General features: G+C 62.6%; 17 protein-coding genes. 6 read left to right on the forward strand and 11 right to left on the reverse strand.

Annotation, left to right across the window (positions count from 1 at the left end):
- Window positions 1-51: 51 nt before the first annotated feature.
- The 7 genes from AC58EF_RS10815 to AC58EF_RS10845 form a co-directional block, all read right to left on the reverse strand.
- The gene (locus tag AC58EF_RS10815) at window positions 52-963 is read right to left on the reverse strand and encodes an NAD-dependent epimerase/dehydratase family protein (RefSeq protein WP_497276185.1); all 912 of its coding nucleotides are present in this window, start codon (window positions 961-963) and stop codon (window positions 52-54) included.
- Entirely contained in the window at window positions 960-1,799 is an 840-nt protein-coding gene (locus AC58EF_RS10820) for an SDR family NAD(P)-dependent oxidoreductase (protein ID WP_497276187.1), read from the reverse strand. Before AC58EF_RS10820 ends, AC58EF_RS10815 begins: the two co-directional genes overlap by 4 nt.
- Complete coding sequence (locus AC58EF_RS10825) at window positions 1,796-2,233, reverse strand: nuclear transport factor 2 family protein (RefSeq protein WP_497276188.1); 438 nt, start codon at window positions 2,231-2,233, stop codon at window positions 1,796-1,798. Before AC58EF_RS10825 ends, AC58EF_RS10820 begins: the two co-directional genes overlap by 4 nt.
- Window positions 2,233-3,012, reverse strand: coding sequence for an SDR family NAD(P)-dependent oxidoreductase (locus tag AC58EF_RS10830; protein ID WP_497276190.1), 780 nt, complete (start codon window positions 3,010-3,012; stop codon window positions 2,233-2,235). The genes AC58EF_RS10825 and AC58EF_RS10830 overlap by 1 nt, the downstream gene beginning before the upstream one ends.
- Window positions 3,009-4,154 (reverse strand): LLM class flavin-dependent oxidoreductase, encoded by a 1,146-nt coding sequence (locus tag AC58EF_RS10835; RefSeq protein WP_497276192.1) that lies wholly within the window; start codon window positions 4,152-4,154, stop codon window positions 3,009-3,011. Before AC58EF_RS10835 ends, AC58EF_RS10830 begins: the two co-directional genes overlap by 4 nt.
- A gap of 171 nt (window positions 4,155-4,325) precedes the next feature.
- Window positions 4,326-5,159 carry an SDR family NAD(P)-dependent oxidoreductase gene (locus AC58EF_RS10840; RefSeq protein WP_497276193.1) on the reverse strand — a complete coding sequence of 278 codons (834 nt, stop codon included), beginning with the start codon at window positions 5,157-5,159 and terminating at the stop codon, window positions 4,326-4,328.
- A 149-nt stretch (window positions 5,160-5,308) separates the two neighbouring features.
- Window positions 5,309-6,085 carry an SDR family NAD(P)-dependent oxidoreductase gene (locus AC58EF_RS10845; protein ID WP_497276195.1) on the reverse strand — a complete coding sequence of 259 codons (777 nt, stop codon included), beginning with the start codon at window positions 6,083-6,085 and terminating at the stop codon, window positions 5,309-5,311.
- Between the two features lie 229 nt (window positions 6,086-6,314).
- Here AC58EF_RS10845 and AC58EF_RS10850 point away from each other — a divergent pair, with 229 nt between their 5' ends.
- The gene (locus AC58EF_RS10850) at window positions 6,315-6,947 is read left to right on the forward strand and encodes a TetR/AcrR family transcriptional regulator (RefSeq protein WP_497276196.1); all 633 of its coding nucleotides are present in this window, start codon (window positions 6,315-6,317) and stop codon (window positions 6,945-6,947) included.
- Here AC58EF_RS10850 and AC58EF_RS10855 read toward each other — a convergent pair.
- A complete protein-coding gene (locus AC58EF_RS10855) occupies window positions 6,931-8,028 on the reverse strand; it encodes an AraC family transcriptional regulator (RefSeq protein WP_497276197.1) in 1,098 nt (365 codons plus the stop codon). The two genes, AC58EF_RS10850 and AC58EF_RS10855, sit on opposite strands and share 17 nt — an antisense overlap.
- Window positions 8,029-8,163: 135 nt before the next feature.
- Here AC58EF_RS10855 and AC58EF_RS10860 point away from each other — a divergent pair, with 135 nt between their 5' ends.
- The 4 genes from AC58EF_RS10860 (at window position 8,164) to AC58EF_RS10875 (ending at window position 11,965) form a co-directional block, all read left to right on the forward strand.
- A complete protein-coding gene (locus AC58EF_RS10860) occupies window positions 8,164-9,627 on the forward strand; it encodes an FAD-dependent oxidoreductase (RefSeq protein ID WP_497276198.1) in 1,464 nt (487 codons plus the stop codon).
- 218 nt (window positions 9,628-9,845) lie between these two features.
- Window positions 9,846-10,610, forward strand: a complete 765-nt coding sequence (locus AC58EF_RS10865) for an SDR family oxidoreductase (RefSeq protein WP_497276199.1) — start codon at window positions 9,846-9,848, stop codon at window positions 10,608-10,610.
- A gap of 64 nt (window positions 10,611-10,674) precedes the next feature.
- Window positions 10,675-11,184: a nuclear transport factor 2 family protein gene (locus tag AC58EF_RS10870; protein ID WP_497276201.1), complete on the forward strand. Its 510-nt coding sequence runs from the start codon at window positions 10,675-10,677 to the stop codon at window positions 11,182-11,184.
- A gap of 25 nt (window positions 11,185-11,209) precedes the next feature.
- Window positions 11,210-11,965, forward strand: a complete 756-nt coding sequence (locus AC58EF_RS10875) for a glucose 1-dehydrogenase (protein ID WP_497276202.1) — start codon at window positions 11,210-11,212, stop codon at window positions 11,963-11,965.
- A 153-nt stretch (window positions 11,966-12,118) separates the two neighbouring features.
- On the opposite strand, the gene AC58EF_RS10880 is transcribed toward AC58EF_RS10875, so the two are convergent.
- From AC58EF_RS10880 to AC58EF_RS10890, 3 genes are all read right to left on the reverse strand, one after another.
- Entirely contained in the window at window positions 12,119-14,662 is a 2,544-nt protein-coding gene (locus AC58EF_RS10880; RefSeq protein ID WP_497276203.1) for a TonB-dependent receptor, read from the reverse strand.
- 170 nt (window positions 14,663-14,832) lie between these two features.
- Window positions 14,833-15,606 (reverse strand): SDR family NAD(P)-dependent oxidoreductase, encoded by a 774-nt coding sequence (locus AC58EF_RS10885; RefSeq protein ID WP_497276205.1) that lies wholly within the window; start codon window positions 15,604-15,606, stop codon window positions 14,833-14,835.
- Window positions 15,607-15,673: 67 nt separating this feature from the next.
- Window positions 15,674-16,168: a hypothetical protein gene (locus tag AC58EF_RS10890; protein WP_497276207.1), complete on the reverse strand. Its 495-nt coding sequence runs from the start codon at window positions 16,166-16,168 to the stop codon at window positions 15,674-15,676.
- Between AC58EF_RS10890 and AC58EF_RS10895 the strand changes: the two genes are divergently transcribed.
- Entirely contained in the window at window positions 16,167-17,816 is a 1,650-nt protein-coding gene (locus AC58EF_RS10895) for a class I adenylate-forming enzyme family protein (protein ID WP_497276208.1), read from the forward strand. The genes AC58EF_RS10890 and AC58EF_RS10895 overlap by 2 nt on opposite strands.
- The last annotated feature ends 4 nt before the right edge of the window (window positions 17,817-17,820 follow it).

Raw genomic sequence — 17,820 nt, forward strand, 5'->3', positions numbered from 1 at the left:
TCGACCGGCCTGTCCCGCGCCGTCAGCTTTCGGGACAGGCCGGCCGGATTGTCATGCTTTCACGCTGCCGAACCGGGCGGCGATTTCCGCCACGGCGGCGCGGATGTCGTTGCGGCGATAGCCGAGCAACGCGACATCGCCGGCGTCCGGCTCATAGCGGATCCAGTTGCCCCGGCCCTGGGGTATGGCGACATCGGGCAGCAGCGGCTGTTCCCTATCGCGCTCCTCGACCTGGATGTTCCGCCCGGCCGCGTCGAAAAAGAGCTGGAAATAGTCCCGGAACGACAGATTTTCGTCACCGACAAGATAGGCCTTGCCCGGCTCGCCGTGCAGCAGGGCGCCGTGTAGCGCTTCCGACAGCGACTGGTAGGACATGAAATTGGTCCCGCCCGTCGGCGCATAGGGTTCGATCGGGATCAGTCCTTCGGCCCATTGCATATAGGGTTCGAAGATCACGCTCGGCAGGCCGGGCACGGTGCCGACCATGAAAGGAGCGTTGATGCTGATGACGTCAAATCCCGGCCCGCCCTGCGCGCGCGCGCCTTCGCACGCCGCGCTGCGGGAGCGGATATAGGCGTTTTGCTCCAGCAGATGCGGTGCGGCCTGCGGATAGAAGCTGCCCAGTTGAATGGCGCGACGGACTCCCGCTTCGCGGCAGGCAGCGAAAAGGGCGGGCACCGCTTCATGATTGGCCCTGAGCAGAAAGGCGTCGAAATCGTTGCCCTGCGGCACATGGCGCGGATCATTGCCGGCGGCAAAGATTACCCAGTCGAATCCCGCGATACGGTCGGGCGTAAAATCACCGGCGACATAATCGCCCTTCAGGAAAGGCATGGCCGCCATCGGCGTGGCCGCATGGGGGGCGTTGCGACCGGCGATGCTGACCTCATGCCCCTGCGCCGCCATATGGATGGCGGCATGACCGCCCAGTGCGCCGGTACCGCCAATTATGAGTAACTTCATCCTTCCAGTTCCTTTCCTTGGCGGATGGCGGCGATCCGGTCCTTGCCGTGCATCGCTTCGACCATTTCGGTGAGATCGGGGCTTCGGCGCAGATGGTTGCCGCCGTCGACGGACAGGCACTCGCCGGTCATCCAGCCGCTTTCGGGGCCAGCCAGGAAGCGCACGACGCGGGCGATATCCTCCGGCTCACCCAGCCTGCCGAGCGGATATTCGGGCAGGAAATGGTCCACCGCACCCGGCATCGTAAACAACGATCCGGTGCCGTCCGCGCGCGTCAGGCCGGGGCGAACCGCATTGATCCGGATGCCCGCGCTGCCCAGTTCATCGGCTGCCGCGCGCACCAGCGCTTCGAGCGCGCCCTTGGCGATATGATAGGCGCTCAGATAGGGGAAGGTGAGCGGGGCCGAACTGGACGAGGTGCAAATGATCGACCCGCCTGGCGCCATCAGCGGCACCGCATGGCGGACGGCCAGAAATGCGCTGATGACGTTGATTTCCAGCGCCTGCCGCAGCGCATCGGCATCCAGCATCAGGAAAGGCATGAAATCGCCCGATCCCACGGTCGCGAACAGGATGTCGAGCCGACCGGCCCAGTTATGCGCGCGTGCAAGGGCGTGCCTGATCGCCTGCTCGTCGGTGCAGTCGCCTGCAATGGTCAATATCGCGGCGTCCGGCACCGCCGCCCGGATCGCCGTTTCGGTCTGCGCCAGTCCGTCCTGCCGCCGTGCCATCAGGGTCAGCCGCGCGCCGTCACGCGCCAGGGCGATCGCCGATGCCGTCGCGATGGCGCCGGACGCCCCCGTGATGAAGGCGTTCTGCCCGTCGAGCGCTTTCATGCGCCGATCCCCACCGTAACGGGCCGTGTTTCGGTCCAGTCGACGATCAGCCGACGACTGGTGAAGCACCAATTGTCAGCCTCCCGCCGCCACGCATCCTGATAGCGGATCGCCCAGACAAGAACGGCGTCCTGGTCCCGCAGCAGATGGTCGGCCGTGCAATAGGTTTCGCCCATGGCCCGGTCGCCATCTATCGCTACGACCTGCTGATGGATGCGGTGCTGCGTACCCCGGAACATCTGGCCCAACGCATCGAGCGAAAGCAGGCAGGTCTCCCGTCCCTCGCTGACAAAGCCCGGCCCTTCGATCACGCACTCTTCCGCGAGCACCTGCCGCCATAGTTGTTTGTCCCGGCGGTCGGCGCCGACGGCATAGATGTCTGCCGCCTGTCGCAGCAGGCTCCGGTCGACCATCTGTTGCGCGAAGTCGGGCATCACAGCATCTCGGCGAGCGGCGGAAAGGCGGAGAGCAGGGCGGCGTCCACATTCTGCGCCTGCCCGTTGATCCCGGCCGACCGGCGGCTGAGCAGGAACAGCGCAACCTCCGCGATCTGCTGCGCCGTCAGCGCGCCGCGATAGGCGGGATCGGCGACGGCATCCGGTTCCTCGATCGCCTCCAGCCCGGCATTGCCGGTCATGCCGGTCAGCACCATGCCGGGGCAGAGCGCATTGATCCGTGCTCCCTTTGCCGCAAAGGCTGCGGCTGACGAGCGCACCAGCCCGACCAGTCCATGTTTCGACACGGAATAGGCGGGGGCTTCGGCAAAGCCGATCACGCCGGACAGCGAAGCAGTCACGACGCAACTGCCGCCGGGCCGAATCCGCGCCCGCGCCTGCTGCACCCCCAGATAGGTGCCGCGCAGATTGACGGCGATGATCCGGTCGAAGGTTTCGATCGAAAGCGTCTCCAGAGGCCCGTAAGGCTGGATCATGCCTGCGTTCAGGAACACCGCGTCGACGCCGCCGAACCGGGTTTCAACCAAATCGAACATCGCCTGATTGTCGGCCTCGCTCGCAATGTTGGCGCGGATGGCGACCGCCCGACCGCCGCGCGCGGCGATCAGTTCCACCGTCCGCTCCGCGCCCGGAAGGTCGATGTCGGCCACCACCACCTGCGCGCCTTCCATCGCCAGCCGCTGGCAGGCCGCCCGGCCGATCCCCGATCCGCTGCCGGTGACGAGCGCGACCTTGCCGGTGAAGGAGGGGCTGCTCATTCCGCGGCCGCCTGCGCCGGGCGAGACTGGAAATGCGGTATGACCTTGGCGCCGATGTTGCGGATCGTCTCCATGATCGCCGCATGTGGCACCGTGCCCATCTGGAACAGGAACAGCACTTCGTCGGCGCCGGCTTCCTGTAACCGCGTCACGTAACGGATGCAGTCGTCCGCATTGCCATAGGCGTCCTGCGCCACCGAATAGTTGCTGACATGCTCGTCGCCGACGGGAATATGTTCTTCCGACAGATAGGCGACGACCTGTTCCTTGCCCTTGTCGAGCGCAGCTTCCTGTTCCTCGGCGGACAGATCCTCAATGCTGGGCTTCGGCCCGCCCTGATACCAGTGGGCGATGGCTTCGGCGAAGAAGCGCTGGCCGCGTAGCCCGATGCGGCGGGCTTCCTCGCGGTCGTCCAGCACACAGGCGGCGCAGAAGGCGGCGAGATGCTCCGTCGGCACCACGCCGACCTGTTCCTCGGCCCTGCGGTTGCGGAAATTCTCGCGGTAGATGGCGTTCTTGCGCGCGATTTCCTCCGGGCCGGAAAAGCCCAGCACCAGTGCGCCGATGCCGCGCTTGCCCGCCAGTTCCAGCGTCGCTTCACGGGTGCAGGCATAGTAAAGCGGCGGATGCGGCTTTTGCAGCGGCTTGGGGTGGATCGGGCGGCGCGGGATCTTGATATATTGCCCGTCATGCTCGATTTCGTCCTGCGTCATGATCCTGGGGATCAGATACATGGACTCGTCGATCATCGGTTGCAATTCGGCGAGATCATAGCCGAACGTGCCCGCTTCCTGCTGCGTCCCGCCCTTGCCCATGCCGAAATGGACGCGGCCGCCCGACAATATGTCCAGCGTGGCGATGCGCTCGGCCACCTTGACCGGGTGGTTCATCGCGGGCGGCAGGCAGACGACGCCATGGCCGATGCCGATCCGCCTGGTCCGGCCCGCCAGATAGGCGAGCATGGTTTCGGGCGCCGACATATGGGCATATTGGGTCAATGCGGTGTGTTCGACGCACCAGACATTGTCGAAGCCGACTTCCTCGGCCAGCACGACCTGTTCGACGATTTCCTGAAAGCATCGCACTTCGGACGCGGGCGACGGATCGGCCATCTGCGCCTCGTAGATGATCGAGAATTTCATGACCTCTCCTGCAACTTGTCGCCGGTTGTTTCCGGCATCCTATTCGGGGTCGCGCGGCGGGCATCATCCATTTGGATTAGATGCGGCAAAAATATACGCAAATATCAAGTTATATAAATGTATACCGTTATAATGCGTATATATATTTCACATAATCACCGGTTTGTGCAATCAACTGTCAAGCTCGATGCCGTTGCCGCTGATCATCGGCACGACGGTCCACTGGCCGTCGGGCGCGCGCATCCATCCCGCTGCCGCCAGCGCGCCCCCGTCGACATGGATGGTGGTGCCTGTGACCCAGGCCGCCAGCGGACTGGCCAGATAGAGGGCGGCGCCCGCGCTGTCCTCCGGCTTGCCGAAGCGACCGAGCGGAATCCATTTGTCCATATGCGCCCGGTTCCGCGGCGGGATCATATGGTCCAGCGGCACCTGCGGCGTGTCGGTGGTCTCCGGCGCGATGGCGTTGACGCGGATGCCTGCTGGCGCCAGTTCCAGCGCGAGGCATTGGGTCAGACCGGTGACAGCCGCCTTTCCCGCTCCATAGATGGCGCAATGGGGTATCCCGCGAAAGGCCTCGATCGAGGTGATGTTGATGATGCTGGAGCCGGGTGCCGCCGCGCGCAACAGCGGCAGCATGGCGCGGGTGACGCGCACGACCTGACCGAAATTGATGTCCAGACTATCGTCGATCTCCTCGTCGCTCAGGGTTTCGAAAGCCTTGCTGTGAAGGAAGTGGCCGACATTGTTGATCAATATGTCCAGTTCGTTGTCGGTTTCGCGGATTCGGTTCGCCAGGGCATCGACGTCCGCTCTGCGGGTGACGTCGCAGCGGATGGCCTGCGCCTGCGGATAGGCTGCGGCGAAATCGGCGCAGCGCGTCTCGTCCGCCTCCGCGATGATGACCCGCGCACCAGCAGCGATGAAGGCCTGCGCGCAGGCCAGCCCGATACCCGCGCCGCCGCCCGTGATCAGGACGGTGCGCCCCGTAAAATCCATGCCGTTCATCGTCTCTCCTCGCATCCGGCATTTTTACCGCTGGGCGCATCGTAGAGGCGCGGATCGGGGCCGCATGGTCCATTTGGATTAGGCGCCATTCCCGCCGTTCGGGCCGTCCCCTCAGGCAATGGTCGAACGGGGCTTTCCGGTCCTCCGCCTCAACCGCGCTGCGAAGAGATATTTCCGCCATCGACGACGATCTGCGCCGCAGTGACATAGCTGGCCTCGTCGGACAGCAGAAAGCGCACGACCCGGGCGACTTCCTGCGGATCGCCCAGGCGGCCGAGCAGGATGCGCCGCTCGAAATATCCGTCAGGCAGGGCGTCGACGCTGGGCCGGAGCATGGGCGTCAATATCTGGCCGGGCGACACCGAATTGATGCGGATGCCGTCCATCGCCAGCCGATCGGCGAGCGACCGGACCAGCGACAACATGCCGCCCTTGGCGGCGCTGTAGATCGGGTTGACGGCATTGCCGAGCGTTGCGTTGATCGACGCGATCGCGACGATCGCCGAGCCGGGCCGGGCGGCGAGATCGGCATGGATAGCCTTGGTTATGAAGGCCAGCGCGCGCAGGTGGATGGCGATCCCGCTGTCCCAGCTTTCCGCCGTCATGCCGTCCAACGAGGCGGTGTCGACGACGCCAGCCGCGTGAACCAGCCCGCCCGGTGCGCCGACAGCCTGCCGCGTCGCCGTGATCGCCGGCTGGATCGCATCCAGATCGCGCAGGTCGATGGCGATCCCGGTCGCGGACGCGCCAAGGGTCTTGGTGATGGCCTGTGCCGCCGCCGCCGCCTTGTCGCCGTCAATATCCCACAGAGCGACGGGCCGCCCTACTGCGGCCAGTGCTTCAGCAGAAGCAAGGCCGATGCCCGACGCGCCGCCGGTGATGATGACGGGAGAGGCGGGAGAGGCGAGGGCAGGAGCAAGGGTCATCGGGCATATCCTTTCGATTCAAAGAAAAACGGGCAGAGACTGGGTGGTTTGGCGCCAAGAAATCGATGCTGAGGTCGATGCCATATAGCCGCTGGACAGCCCTTTCTCCCAGCGCGCATAAAATTTACCTACAAGTTAGTAGAATTTCAAGACGGGATGGCCTATCTTTGATCAAGCATCACGTAATCGGCGTTGCACGGGTCGAAGAGCCGCGCATAAGGGCGGGACCATGAGTGCTATCAGACCACCGACACGCCAAGCTCGCGGAGACGCTACCCGTCACCAGATATTGTCCACCGCGGAACATATTTTCGCCGACATCGGCTATGGGGCGGCACGGTTGGACCATGTTGCCGAAGCAGTCGGCATCCGCCGCCCTTCGATCCTCTATCATTTTCCCGGCAAGCAGCCGCTTTATGATGCGGTGGAGGCGGATATTTTCGCATCCATGCATGACTTCGTGTTGAAGCGCATGGAGGGTGTGAGCGATCCGATGGCCCGGCTATTGGCGTTGCTTGACGCCTGGCTCGATTTCCTGGTCGGCCGCCCCACCGCTGCGCGCATCATCCAGCGGCTGATCGCGGATTCGGCTGCTCATGGCGACAATCCTGTGCGCTTTTCCGAAACCGCCTTGCAAGATATCGAGTCTGTCGTGGCGGCGGGCGTTGCAAGCGGACAGTTCCAGCCCGTTTCGGCCATGTTGCTGCTCAACACTGTGGCGGGTGGCGCGCTGCACTATGTCTGCAATGCGCATCAACTTGGGCCGACCCGTTCTTATGATCCGGCGGCGCCCGCACAGCTCGCCGAATTTCGAGCCATGATCCACCGGCTTGCCCGGGCGGCCGTTACGCCTGATCACTGACCCTTCCATTCCACCCTGTCGAGGCCGTCCGCCATGTCGTAGGCGATTGGCCCGTCCATTGGCGGAAGGCGCGGCGAAACGCCCCGGTGTCGCTGAACTGGGCGCGCCGCCCTACTTCGCTGATGGTCAGGCGGGGGTCCGTCAGCAGGCGCATCGCCAGCGCCTGTCTCGCCCCGGCTTTGAGCTGGGCAAGCGACGTATTTTCCGACGCCAGACGGCGTTTCAACGTCGCAACGCTGATGCTGAACTGCCGAGCGAGATCGGCAGCGGTCGAGGGCGGCTCGCCACTGGCGAGCATCGCGCCGAACAGATGGCCGATGCGTTCGGAGAGCGGGGCGTCCTTCGATTGAGGCTCCTCCACGTCGAAGGGGAAATGTTCGAGCAGGCTTTCCAGTTCATGATGGCTGCGGATCACCGGCCGGTCGAGATAGGCGGCCGGAAAGCGGAAACAATTTTCCGGCGCACCATGGCGAACCGGACAGGGCATCAGATGGGCGATGGTGCGCGCGTCGAGCAGCGGGGGATAACGCATCGCCGCCCCCAGCAGCGGCAATTCCTCCCCGATCAACCAACCATAGAGCCGGGCATAGGTGGACAGGCCAGTGAGGTCGGACAGATAGGCGCAGGCATTGCGCACCTTGCGCTGCACCGGCATGTCCAGCCGCGCGACACCCGCATCCACCTTGAGGATGAGTCTTCCGAGGCGGGGCGAAAGCAGCGCCGCAAAACGATCCATCCGATCGATCACGTCACGCAGCGTCCGACAGGTGATGAGGCATTGGCACATCAGGTCGAAACCGGACTTGGTCAACGGATCGCGCCCTTCCTGCCGGGCGGCATGTTCGTCGAGCAGCAAGGTGCAATGAGCATAGAGCCGGGCGAAATCAGCATGGGAAAGCGCGCGATTGTCCCGCCCCGCCGCGGTCAGCAAAGCGGCGTGTTGCGCCAGACCGGCGGCCTGGAGCAGCGCCAGAGAATCTTCGCCGAACTGATCGACCAGCCGCATCAGGTCGCGCGCGATCGCGATCGATACCTGGCCAGGTACGGGGCGCGAGAGATGCTTGTTGAGCCTTTTTGTCATGACCTTTGCGCTAATCCGGCATTTTCCACATGGCGCCAATAGGGAAAAAGAGGAGGCTGCAATCCGTCAATAGCGTCGATGCCGGACAGGGGCGGCGGGACGCGATTGCCCTTAAAAGAGTTGAGAGGATATCGCGTGACCGACATATCGCTGCATCGGCCCTTCCCCGCCGATCAGGTTGCCCGCTGGGATTTCGAAACGGACGTGGCGGTGATCGGCTTCGGTGCCGCAGGTGCCTGCGCAGCGATCGAAGCGGCGCAAGGCGGCGCCCGCGTCATGCTGTTCGAACGCGGATCGGGCAGCGGAGGCGCGTCGGCGCTGTCGGGCGGCGAAATCTATATCGGCGGCGGTGGCGGCACGGATGCGCAGCGGGCTGCGGGCTTTGAGGATGCGACTGAAGACATGGCCGCCTATCTGAAGGCGGCTGGCGGGCCTTGTGCGGATGAAGCGAAATGCGATCTTTATGCGCAGGAGTCGCTCGATCATTATGCCTGGCTCAAGGCGCAGGGCATCCCCTATCGCGGCAATTATCTGCCCGGCAAGCATATCGAGCCGACCGATGATTCTACGCTGATCTGGTCGGGCAGCGAAGCGGCCTATCCTTTTTGCGACGTCGCCCGGCCCGCGCCGCGCGGTCATGTGATTCAGCATATAGGATGGGGCGGTGGACGCCCGCTGGTCGATCTGCTGGAGGCGCGGGCGCGCGACTTGGCAGTCCAAATCGTTCCCGATGCCCGCGCGGTAGCGCTGGTGCGTGATGGCGATCGGATCATGGGGGCGGTGCTGCGGATCGATAATATCGACCGTTTCGTGAAAGCGACGAAGGGCGTGATTCTGTGCACCGGTGGCTTCGTCATGAACGAAGCGATGCGGCGGCGTTATTGTCCTGACACTTTTCGCATCAATAGCCCGATCGGCGATCAGGACGACGGATCGGGCATCGAACTGGGCATGGGCGCGGGCGGCGATGCAATCCATATGGAGCAATTCTTCACCACCTGTCCTTGGACGATGCCCGAATCCCATGCCTATGGTGTTTTCGTCAATCAGGCGGGGCAGCGCTTCGTCAACGAGGATTGCTATCATGGCCGGGTCAGTCGCCATGCGGTCGACCAGTTGGGCGACCGGGTCTATCTGTTGCTCGACAATGCGCATTTCTCACAGCCGCTTGATATGGCGGGCATCGGCATCGCCGGAACGGGTGACAGCTGGGCCGAAGTGGAGGCTGAACTGGAGATGCCTTCGGGCACGCTCAGCGCGACGATGGCCTTCTACAATGCCCATGCCCATGAAGGTCGCGACCCGCTGTTCGGCAAGCGACCGCCGATCCTGACGCCGCTCGATCAAGGACCGTTCATCGCCCTGGAACTGCATTTCCAGAACAGCTATTTCAGCTTCTTCACGCTGGGCGGCCTGCGCACCTCGATCGATGGTGAAGTACTCGACCGGGCGGGCGCGGCTGTTCCTGGCCTTTTTGCGGCCGGGCGCTGCACGTCGGGTCTGCCTGCCTGGGGTCATGGCTATAGTTCGGGATTGAGCCTGGCCGACTGCACTTTCTTCGGCCGGCGGGCAGGCCGCAAGGCGGCGTCGGCGGGCTAGGCTCGATCCATTCTCCAGCTTGCCGCCCGATCTATGAGCATCTTTGTCGCGAATGTCATGGGTGATCCCATAATAATGGAACGCAAAACCATTATATATTTATCATTTTATCTATATATGCGTATTCAGAGCGCTGATAGGATATGTTGTCAGGGTTTCCGCGTCGCGCCCAGTGGCGCATGGGGGTATCCCGATAACAGGCGAGAGGATGGCACAGAGTGACAGAAGCGAAGGTCGCAATCGTTACGGGCGGCACGCGGGGTATTGGCGCAGCAATCACGCGCCATTTGCTGGCGAACGGCTATAGCGTCGCCATTTGCGGGCGGACGCTGCCGCAGGCGCCGATCGCGATCGATGGGAAAGCGGCCGAATTTGATACCTGCGACATCAGGGAGCCGGCCGCCGTGACGGCCTGGATCGATGCCGTGGCGGCGCGTCATGGCCGGTTGGATCTGGTAGTCAACAATGCCGGTGGTTCTCCGCAGGCCGACGCCGCGACAGCCAGCCCGCGTTTTTCTGAACGCATCCTGCAACTCAACCTTCTGGCGCCGTTGCATGTATCGCAGGCGGCCTATCCGCATTTGCGCGCGGTACATGGCTCGATCGTCAATATCGCCAGCGTGTCTGCCGTCCGCCCGTCGCCCGATACGGCGATCTATGGCGCGGCCAAGGCGGGGCTGGTCAGCTTGACCACCAGCCTGGCCCAGGAATGGGGGCCTCAGGTTCGCGTCAATGCCATCATTGTCGGCCTGATCGAAACGGAGCAGTCCGAACTTACCTATGGCAGCGACGAAGCGCAACGGCGGATCGCAGCCTCCCTGCCGCTCGGCCGGATGGGGCGGGGACACGATATTGCCGAAGCGGTGCTGTTCCTGGCATCGCCGGGCGCGGCCTATATCAGCGGCGCGCGGCTCGAAGTCCATGGCGGTGGCGAACGGCCCCTGTTCTTGGAAATCGTCAAGCAGGACGCAAATAGCCAGTGATGGGCGCAAGGGCATTACGCCCCGCATCCGATCTGGCCCGGTTCATTTGATCAAGGAGAAGAGGGTGTCGATCAGTCTGGAACAGCTCGCAGCGCGAGTCGTGGCGTTGGAAGACAAGGACGCCATTCGCCAGTTGAAGGGGCGCTATCTGCGGGCTTGCGATCTCAAGCTGGTGGAGGAGGTGCGCGACTGTTTCCTTCCCGATGCAGTGCGCATCGCCTATCAGAACTTTCCCCTGTTCACCCATCGCGATGATTTCGCGCGGGTGTTCGAGGAGATGGCCTGCCAGGGCGGGGTCTATGACCTTCATCATGCGGCCAACGCCCAAATCACGCTGACCGGCGCGAATGAAGCACGGGGGCTGTGGTCGCTCAATTTCCGCACCATCCTGCTCGCCACCAAATCGGTGACGCGCCTCGCGGTGGAATATGAGGACGTCTATCGCAAGCGGGACGGACGCTGGTGGATCGCCGAAACCGTCAGTCGCATCACATCTTGCCTGTCGGAGGAAATCGGCGACGACGGTGTGTCGCGCTACACCATGTGGGGAGAAGTTCCGACCGTACCGGCGTGAATTAAGCGAAGAACAGGAGAATAGGATGATCGACTATCGCCTTCAGGGCAAGGTCGCGCTGGTCACGGGCGCGGGTGGCGGGATCGGCCGCGCGGCCGCGCTGGCCTTTGCGCGATCGGGTGCCGCCGTTCTGGTCAGCGACGTGAATGATGAGGGCGGTCGCGAAACTGTCGCCCTGATCGAGGCGCAGGGCGGCAAGGCCGCCTTCCAGCATTGCGACGTCAGCGATGGTGCGCAGGTAAAGGTGATGGTTGCCGCCGCCGTCGAACAGTTCGGCCGTCTCGACTGCGCCTTCAACAATGCGGGTATCACCAATCTGACGGCGAGCGAATATGACGATGCGGTGTGGCAGCGCGCGATCGGCATCAACCTGAGCGGTGTCATGATGTGTATGCGTGAGGAGGCCGAGGTGATGTTGAAGCAGGGTGGCGGCGCCATCGTCAATACCGCCTCGATCAATGGCCTTGTCGGCAATCCCAGCCAGCCGGCCTATGTTGCGACCAAACATGGCGTGGTTGGCCTCACCCGCCACGGCGCGCTGCGCTGGGCGAAGGCCGGAATCCGTGTCAACGCGGTCTGTCCGGGTGTCATCGTCACGCCGATGACGGCGCCGCTGGTCGCCGATGACGACATGCGGCAATTGCTCGATTCCATGACGCCTATGGGCCGCATGGGCCAGGCGGAGGAAATTGCCGAGGCTGTGGTGTGGCTCTGTTCCGACGCCGCGAGCTTCGTGACCGGGCACCCGATGGTGATTGACGGCGGCGCGACCGCTATTTGAAGAAGAAGGAGGGCGGGCCATAATGCCCGCCTTTTCTTTTTGCGCCGACAGGCGCATTCTTTATGTTTCTTGGACAACGCCAAAAAAGCCCCACCTCCGGCAGGAAGGCGGGGCGTCGTCAGCACGCCAGGAGAGAGGCTTACTTGAACCTGCTCAGAATTTCATGCCGACCGTGATCCCGTAGGTCCGGGGTTCGGCATAATAGCCTCCGGCAAAGCCGAGCTGGCCATAGTCGATGCTGCGTACAAAATCCTTGGCGTTTGTCAGGTTCTTGACCCACAACCGGACTTCGCCCTCGCCGGCGCCCAGCGGAATGCCGTCAATACCGATTTGCGCATCGACCAGGTCGATGTCGTCGCCCTTGATCTGCTCGTTGAAAGGCGATCCTACCGAACTGGAGAAATTATATTTGCCGTCTTCATGGGTGTAGCCGATGCGGCCGCGCAGAGTTGCATTGCCCCAGTTGAGCGGGAATTGCGCATTCAGCGCGACATTGGCGGTTAGCGGCGAAGTGAAACCCGGCGTAACGATCGACGCGATATTGACGGGTGGCGCCCCTGCCGTCGGAGACTGTCCAGCCAGAAATTCCTTATATTTGATATCAATATAGCCAAGGCTGCCATCGAGTGAGAAATTGTCATTGATGACTGCCTGCGTTTCGACCTCGACACCGGTATAATTGACCTTGCCCGCATTGATGATCCGGGTAGCGAAAGTGCCGACCGGCGCATCGGTAACGGGACCAAGGACCGCGAGATCATCATAGATATTGTGATAGGCGGAGATGTTGAAGCGCAGGCGGCGGTTGAACAATTCGCTCTTCAGGCCGATTTCATAGGACGTCACCTTTTCCGGCCGGAAGCTGCCGAGCTGACTGGTGCCTGTGATTGCCGGGTCCTGCGAATTGAAACCGCCGGAACGATAGCCGGTCGCGGCGCGCGCGTAGAGATTGATGCCGTCCGTGACATCATAGCCTGCCATCAGGCTCCAGGTGAATTTGCGAAACTTCGCATTGCCCGCTTCGGGAACGGCCAGTGGGGCTGCGCCATTCTGGACGCGCAGCATCTTCTTTTCGTCCCACGTATAGCGCCCACCCGCCGTCAGCCGGATGCCGCTGTCCCGTCCGCCGGGATAGAAAGTGGCCTGGCCGTAGAGGGCCGTGCTTTCGCTCGACGCGGTATAGGTAAGCCGAGCTAGAGTCTGGACCAGGCGATAGCGCGCCGGGTTGACGGCGGCGAAGGCGGGGCCGAGGGCACCGAAATTGGCGAGGAGGATGTTGTTGGTATCGAGGATGAAGCCGCTATTCTGATAGCCGTCCTCCGACCCCTTTTCCCAGAAGTAAAAGCCGCCCACGACCCAGTCGAGGGTGCTGGTGTCGCCCGAAATTTCGATTTCCTGGCTGAACTGCTTGTGGCGACGCTTGTTGCCAATGTCGAACAGATCCTGGCTGATCGTAGGCACCGGGGCGGCGGCGATGAACGGGCGGGCCGCCGCCGGGATGGACGGGATAAATTGCAGCAGCGATACCGGCATCCCGTTGAACAGGCTGGCGTTTGAGAAGGCCGGACCGCTGAAGGCGCCGATTCCATCCAGATCGGTTACATAATCGCTATTCCAGAAGCGATAACCGGTGGTCGACTTGACCTTGAAGCCGCCAAAATCATTCTGGACCTGCAAATTATGGCCCCAGCTTTTGTCGAGCGCATGGCTCAGCACATTGTTGCACACTGTGTGGCGATAGGTGCGCGCAGGAACCGCCAGCGCGGCGCATTCGGGATTGGCGAAGGTCGCGGCGGCCAGATATTGATCCACCGGTGCCTGCTGCGTGACCACGACCGATTGCCCATCGACGGTAATCGGCGGACGATAGGCGCCATCTGCCGCGTTGGTCAGGATGAAGGGCAGCGGCGTGCCGCTGATCCGCGCCCAGTCGAAAATATACTGGATGCTGCCTGTGCCGCCCAATTCGATGCGGGCCGCGGTGCGGAACGCATCGGACTTGCGCGCCCCCGGATCTTTGGAATCGCTGGGCTGCTCGATATTGTCAACCAGACCATCGCGTTCGCTGTGGCTGTAGGAGAAGCTTGTGGAGATGCCCGCAATCTCGCCCGGATCGAGGCTGATCTTGCCGTTCCACGCATCGAAATTACCATAGCCTGCTTCCGCCTTCAGGCGAAAGGTCGAGGCGGGTGAACGGGAGATGAAATGGATCGCGCCGCCGGTGGTATTGCGCCCAAACAGCGTCCCCTGGGGGCCGCGCAGCACTTCCACCCGCTCGGTATCCATAACGCTCAGCCCCATGGCGCCGCCGCGCGCGATATAGACACCATCGACATAAAGGCCATTGGCTGCGTCGATGCCGAAGCTTTCGCTGCCGCCATTGGAAATGCCGCGCATGGAAAAAACGGCGGCGCTGTTGCTGACCGTGCCCTGGGTGATCACGACGTTCGGGGCAAGGCCGCTCAGATCGCGGCTATCCTTGATGCCCAGCTGTTCGATCTTCTCGGAGCCGATGGCGCTGATCGCGATCGGCACATCTTGGAGATTCTGTGCCCGCTTCTGTGCGGTAACGACGATTTCATCGAGGCCGACATCCGGCGACGCAGTGCTGGTTTGCGCCATGGCCTGGCCTGCGAGAGCCAGACTGCTTGCGCCCAGCAACAGCTGAAATGCCCCATGTGCGTGGCGTTTCGACATCCAATCTCTCCCCATCGTGCTTTTCTGAACTTTGAAATGAACTTATGCGGAATTAATGTCAATATTATATACGCAAAACGTTGGTGCATCAATTAGGTAGCCTTCTATGACGCGAAAAATCGGCACAAAAATTCCGCTTTTCGAGAAGGCCGTCCGATATGTTTTCCGACCTAGGACGGCATATAAAGCTGCGCGGCCTTGCCGCCGTCGACCGGGAGCGCGGTGCCGGTGATATAGCTGGCGGCGTCGGACAGCATGAAGGCGATGGCCTGGGCCAGTTCATGGGGCTGGCCGCCGCGCCCCATGGGGATGACATCGGTCGTCCGTGCCGCGATGTCGGGCGCACGGGCGGAAAATTCCTCGGTTCCTGCGGTCTGGACCTGACCGGGGATGATCGCATTGATGCGAATCCCCAGCGGGGCGCCTTCCATCGCCGCAACGGCGGTGAAATGCACCAGCGCGGCCTTTGATGCCGAATAGCTCGCCATATTGACGGTGGCACGGATGCCGCAGGTCGACGCGATGTTGACGATGGCGCCCTTGCCCGCCGCAGCCATGACTTTCATCGCCGCCTTGGTGCTGACGAAGACGGCATCGGCATTGACCGCGAAATCCTTGCGCCAATGGGCCAGGGTCAGTCGGTCGATCGGCGCATAATGGGTCGACATGGCATTATTCACCAGCATGTCGAGCCGGCCATACCGGTTGGCAACCGTCTCGATCATGGCCGTGAGCGCCATATCGTCGGACACGTCGAGTTGGATCGCCTCGACCTTGCCGCCGTCCGATTCGATCCTGTCCCGTGCGCGATCGAGCAGGGCCTGCCTGCGTCCACAAATCACGACTTGTGCGCCGCGGCGGGCCAGCAGGGCGGCAGTAGCCAGCCCGATGCCGTCGCTGCCGCCGGTGATGATGGCGACGCGTCCTTCGAAATCCTGGATCATCCGATGTCGAACCTCTTCTATGGTGAAAGCCGTGCCGCATTTGTGCGGGCCAGCGCTGTTCTCCTTCTCAGGATTCTTCAAATTGCGTAATTTGTAAATTAATAAATTCCGAATATATCGGAACCGCGTGAAGGCGGTGTGGCATTGCATATTGCGGGAGCGCCGGATTTTCCTGGAGCGTGTGGCCGAAGGGAATCGATATTTGGATGGATATTCTGCGTTTTCTCCGTCGGATGACCCAAGATGCGAGCGAACGTTTTGGGTTTCCATGCAGCCAATATATGCGGAAAAAAATAATTGTTGAATTACGCATAATGAGGAATAGGATCGCTCCATCGAGAACAGAAGACGAATCGAGGAAATTCGGATGTCCGGAACGAAGCTGGCTCTTGTCGCCGGTTTTAGCCGGCGCGTCGGGCGCGGTATCGCCGTCGCCATTGGCGAACTGGGCTGCATCGTTCTTGTGACCGGCCAAGTCGTCCGGTCCGATAGCGCGCGAGGCTGGGACGGGCGGTTCCCCGCCGAAAAATCCCGTAGCCGTCCATTGATTTAAGGAAGTCATGAGCAAGATTGATCCGATTTTCGCGGCCGTAACCGCGCCGGGCACGCCCTTTGAGATCGGGCAGCAGGACGGGGTCCGCTTTTTCGTTCATGCGCCTTCCGACCTTGGCCAACTGATCGAAACTGCCCGCCGGTTCGGTGATCAGACCGCGATCGTCGATTTCGACGGGCCACAGGGGGAACGGCGGTTCAGTTTCGCGGACATTTTCGACTGGCGCGACCGGCTGATCGGTCATCTGGATATCCGGCGCGGCGATCGCGTCGCCATCTGCACGCGCAACCGTGCCGAATGGATGGTGGCGTTTCTGGCCGTGATCCGCGCTGGTGGCGTTGCGGTGCTGCTCAACAGCCGCGGCTCCGCCGCCGAACTGGTCGCCATGATCGGGGAAGTGACGCCCCGGTTCGTTCTGACCGACGGAGAACGTGCTGCGTTGATCCGCGAGGGCGGCTATGAGGGAGGCTTGTTGGATATTACCCGGCCTTTGGCCGGGATTGGCGCGCCGCTGGAGGATGGTCAGCCCGCCGGTCCGGGCGATTCCTGCGCCATTCTTTTCACCTCGGGAACGACCGGGCGGGTCAAGGGGGCCGTTCTGTCCCACCGCGCCGTTATCACCGGACTGCTCGGTGCGCAGCTCACCGGATCGATGGTGATGCACAATATGGCGCAGCATTATGGGTGTTCGGTCGAGGCGATGATGGCGCAGGTGCCGCCGCAGGCTCTCCTGCTCGTCGCACCGCTTTTCCATATTTCCGGCCTCGGCGCGGGTTTTCTCGCGCCCTTCCTGTCCGGTGGCAAGATCGTCGTGATGCGCCGCTGGGATGCCCCGGAAGCGGTGCGTCTGATCGAGCGCGAAAGGGTGACACAGCTCGCGACCGTACCGACCATGTTGTGGGACATGGTGAATCATGCGCGGCGGAAAGGCGCGGATCTCGGCTCGGTGCGGAATATCGGGTCGGGCGGGCAGGCCTTGCCGCTCAATCTGCTGGAAGAGGTGCGGGCGCTCTGCCCCCATGCGATGATGGGGGTCGGCTATGGCATGACCGAAACGGCGGGCGCGATCGCCCAGGCCGTCGGCGCGGATTTCCTGCGCGCTCGTGCTTCGGCGGGCCGGGTGTTGCCGCTGGTCGACCTGCGGATCGAAGGACCGGACGGTGCCATTTGCGATCCCGGCGAAACCGGCGAGATCGTTGTGCGCAGCGCCATGGTTATGAGCGGCTACTGGAATCGGCCTGAAGACACCGCCAGAAGCTTTACGCCCGATGGCTGGTTGCGCACTGGCGACATCGGCTATCAGGATGAAAACGGCTATATCTTCATCGTCGACCGGGCGAAGGACATGGTCATTTCCGGGGGCGAGAATATCTATTGCGCCGAGGTTGAGCGCGTCCTGAGCGAAATGCCGCAGATCACCGAATGCGCCGCCTTTGGCATTACGGACGATCGGATGGGCGAATTGCTGGTCGCGGTCGTGCAGGCGGACGGCCTGGACGAACGCGCCGTCATCGACTGGGTGGCCGGCCGACTGGCCCGGTACAAGGCGCCCGCTCATGTCGCCTTTCTGCGCGGGCCATTGCCGCGCAATCATGCCGAGAAAATCGACAAGATGGCGCTGCGTGCCTTGTGGCCGCAACTTGCCGTCAAAAACTGACAGG

The organism is Sphingobium sp. WR1, assembly GCF_059693745.1.